At 69.8% G+C, this 3,182-nt stretch carries 1 protein-coding gene; it reads right to left on the bottom strand.

Translation table 11 applies throughout. The annotated features are described in order from the left end of the window. Nucleotides 1–68 precede the first annotated feature (68 nt). On the bottom strand, nt 69–3,182 hold a 3,114-nt coding region (locus tag D3105_RS04760; protein ID WP_118900289.1), incomplete at its 5' end, for a condensation domain-containing protein.

Here is a 3,182-nt window from a genome sequence, read left to right as displayed (position 1 = left end):
GGCTGGCTCCTTCTTGTGCTGGCCCTGTCGCTGCCGCGGGCGCTGTGAGTGGTCCGGCGCGTGGTTCGTCATGCGGCGCCGTTCGACCGCGCCCGCAACCGGGTCAGGTCCGCATCGGGATCGGCCGCTATCTCCCGGAGCAGCCGCTCGTAGGAACGCGCCATGCGCGCCGCCGTCTCCTCGGTGAACAGGTCGGTGCTGTACTCCAGGTGGCCCACCAGGCCGGCGTCCGTCTCCCGCACCGTCAGGTTGAGGTCGTACTTCGCCGGGCCCGGGTCCGCCTCCACCGGCTCTGTCGCAAGGCCGTCGTCCAGGCCGTCCTCGTCCGCCGTCAGCCGTGGCATCGGGACGAGATTGAACATCACCTGGAACAAGGGGGAGTACGCCGGATCGGGGTTCGGGACAAGCTCCCTGGCCAGGTCGACGAAGGGCAGGTCCTTGCACTCGTGCGCCTCGGCCGTGACGTGCCTGGTCTGCTTCAGCAAGTCGGAGAACCCGCGGTCCGGGGTCACGTCCAGCCGGATCACCAGCGTGTTGACGAAGTAGCCGACGAGCGGTTCCAGCTCGGCCTTGGGCCGATTGGTGACAGGAGTGCCGATCGCCAGCTCCTGGTCGTCCGAGTATCGGCCCACCAGCACGGCGAACGCCGCCAGCAGGGTCATGTACAGCGTGCCGCCGCTCTCCTGGCTGAGCTGCTGGAGCCGGGTGAGCACCTCCATCGGAGCGTCGATGCCCACCTTGGCCCCCCGGTAGGACTGCACCGGCCCCCGAGGGCGGTCGGTGTGCAGCGACAGGAGGGCGGGCAGACCGTCCAGTTGCCCTCGCCAGTAGGCGAGCTGACGGTCGAGTTCCCCGGCGCCGACGACGCGCCGCTGCCAGCGGGCGAAGTCGGCGTACCGCAGCGGCAGCGGCGGCAGGACCGCTTCCGTTCCGCGGACCAGCGCCCGGTACAGGGCCATGAGCTCGGGCAGGACGATGGTCAGCGACCACCCGTCGAAGACGCCCCACGGCCTGGTGAGGACGAAGACGTGCTCGTCGTCCGCCACCGGCACCAGATGGATCCGGACCATGTGCCGGCCGTCCGGCGCGAACGGGCGCGTCCGCTCCTGCGCGAGCCACTCCCTGAGCGCCGCGTCCCCGGAGATCGGCGCGGAAACCTTCATCTCGAAGCCCGAGGCGTCGTTCACCCGCTGGGTGAGGGTGCCGTCGCGGTGGACGTAGCCGGTGCGCAGCACCGGATGCCGCTCGGCGAGGGCTCGGACGGCTCGCCCGAAGGCCTCGCGATCCAGCCGGCCTTCGAGCCGGTACGCCAGCTGGGCGTTGTCCCAGGAAGCCTCCAGGTGCTGGGGGTGGTTGAGGAACCACAGATCCCGCTGTTGCAGGGAGAGCGGTGCCTCCTCACCGTCTCGGGAGGGTACGGCGGGCACGAGCGGCACGACTTCCGCGGCGGCCGGCTCCGTCTCGATCGCCGCGGCCATGTCCGCCACGGTGGCACCGGTGAGAATCAGCTGGAGCGGCAGCTCCGTACCCGTCTCCTGCTTCACCCGCAGGTTGAGCCGGACGGCGAGCAGGGAGTGTCCGCCGAGGGCGAAGAAGGTGTCAGCGATCCCGACCCGGCTGAGCCCGAGCATCTCTCCGAGGATCCGGCAGAGAATCCGTTCCGCACCGGTGCGCGGCGCGATGTACGCCTCCTTGGCCACGGCGTCCTCGTCGGGAGCGGGCAACGCCCGCTTGTCGACCTTGCCGTTGGGGGTGACGGGAAGGTCTTCGAGGAGCACGAACACACCGGGAACCATGTAGCTCGGCAGCCGCGCGGACAGGTGCTCCTTCAGCGTCCGGGCCATCGACGGCCCCAGGTCACCGATGCGCGGGAAGTTGGCCAGGTGTTGTGCGCGGTAGGGGGCGCGGGCCCGCACCCGGGGCAGTCCGCCCTTTCCGAACACGAGGTCCAGGGCGTCGGGCCGGTCCTGCGACCAGGTTGCCGCCACCTGGTAGCCGAGCGTTTCGGCGTGGAGCAGTACGGCTTCCAGCTCCCGTACCTCCTCCGCGGCCCGGGCCGTCAGGCGGCTGCCCTTCGGCAGTGGCTCCACCTCATGAGCGGGCGACCAGCGCGCCAGTCCGTCGCTGATACGCACGTCGTCGGCGATGCGGGGGTTGCGCAGGCCGCTGACGCCGAACCGGTCAGCGGTGCCGCCCTCGTCCAGGAGGTCCCGTAGGCGCTGCGGTGTCCCGGCCTCCAGCCACGGAAGGGGCTCGGTGGGCGTGGCGGTCCCCTTGGTGAGGATCACGTCGTAGCGGTAGGCCGTCATCTCGTTGTCGCCCACCCCGCGCTTGGCCACGATGTCGACGGCGCCGAGCACGGAGAACCGTTCGGGCAGCTGGGCGAAGTAGGTGGGGCTGAGGAGTAGTTCGCTCTCCTGCCGACGCCGGTAGCGCACCTGCCGGGAAAGCTCTCCGGCCGTGGTACCGACGTCGCTGCGGCTGCGTTCGACCGCACCGAGGTGGGCAGGCAGCAGATCCAGGTTGCGGACGTCGCCGATGAGGATGCGACCGCCGTCCTCCAGAAGCGGCAGCATCCGGGAGATGGCGTCCTCCAGGTAGAGCCGGTTCGGGAAGTACTGCGCGACCGAGTTGAGCACGATCGTGTCGAAGGTGCCTTCGGCCAGATCCGCCACCGAAAGGGCGTCGCCGTGTTCCAGGGTCACGTGCGTCCAGCCACGCTGTGACACACCGCGTCGGACATCGCTGAGCGCCGAGGGCGAAAGGTCCAGGGCGTGTACGGACTCGCAGAGTTCCGCGTACCGGAAGAGCAGCAGTCCGGTGCCGCAGCCGATCTCGAGCAGGCGCGTCGGCCGCAGTTCCTCGATGCGCTGGACCGTACCGTCGATCCACTCGCGCATCTCTGCCCGGGGAATGGGCTCGCCGGTGTAGGAGCTGTCCCAGCCGGCCAGGTTGAGGTCGTCCGGGGTGTGCTCGTCCTGGGAGCCGGTGTACTGGTCCTCGAAGACGCGCTGCCACTGGTCAAGCAGGTGGGCGTTCTGTTCCCTGGCGGCGGAGTCGAACCATTCCGGCGTCGGATGCACATAGGCGACCAGCGCACGGGTGTCCCCGGATTCACGCGCGAGGACTACTCCCTGGCGCACCGCTTCGTGCTGGGTGAGGGTGTTCTCGATCTCACCGAG

This window comes from Streptomyces globisporus (genome assembly GCF_003501885.1).
GTDB classification, from domain to species: Bacteria; Actinomycetota; Actinomycetes; order Streptomycetales; family Streptomycetaceae; genus Streptomyces; species Streptomyces globisporus_D.
This window is presented reverse-complemented; position numbering and strand designations above follow the sequence as displayed.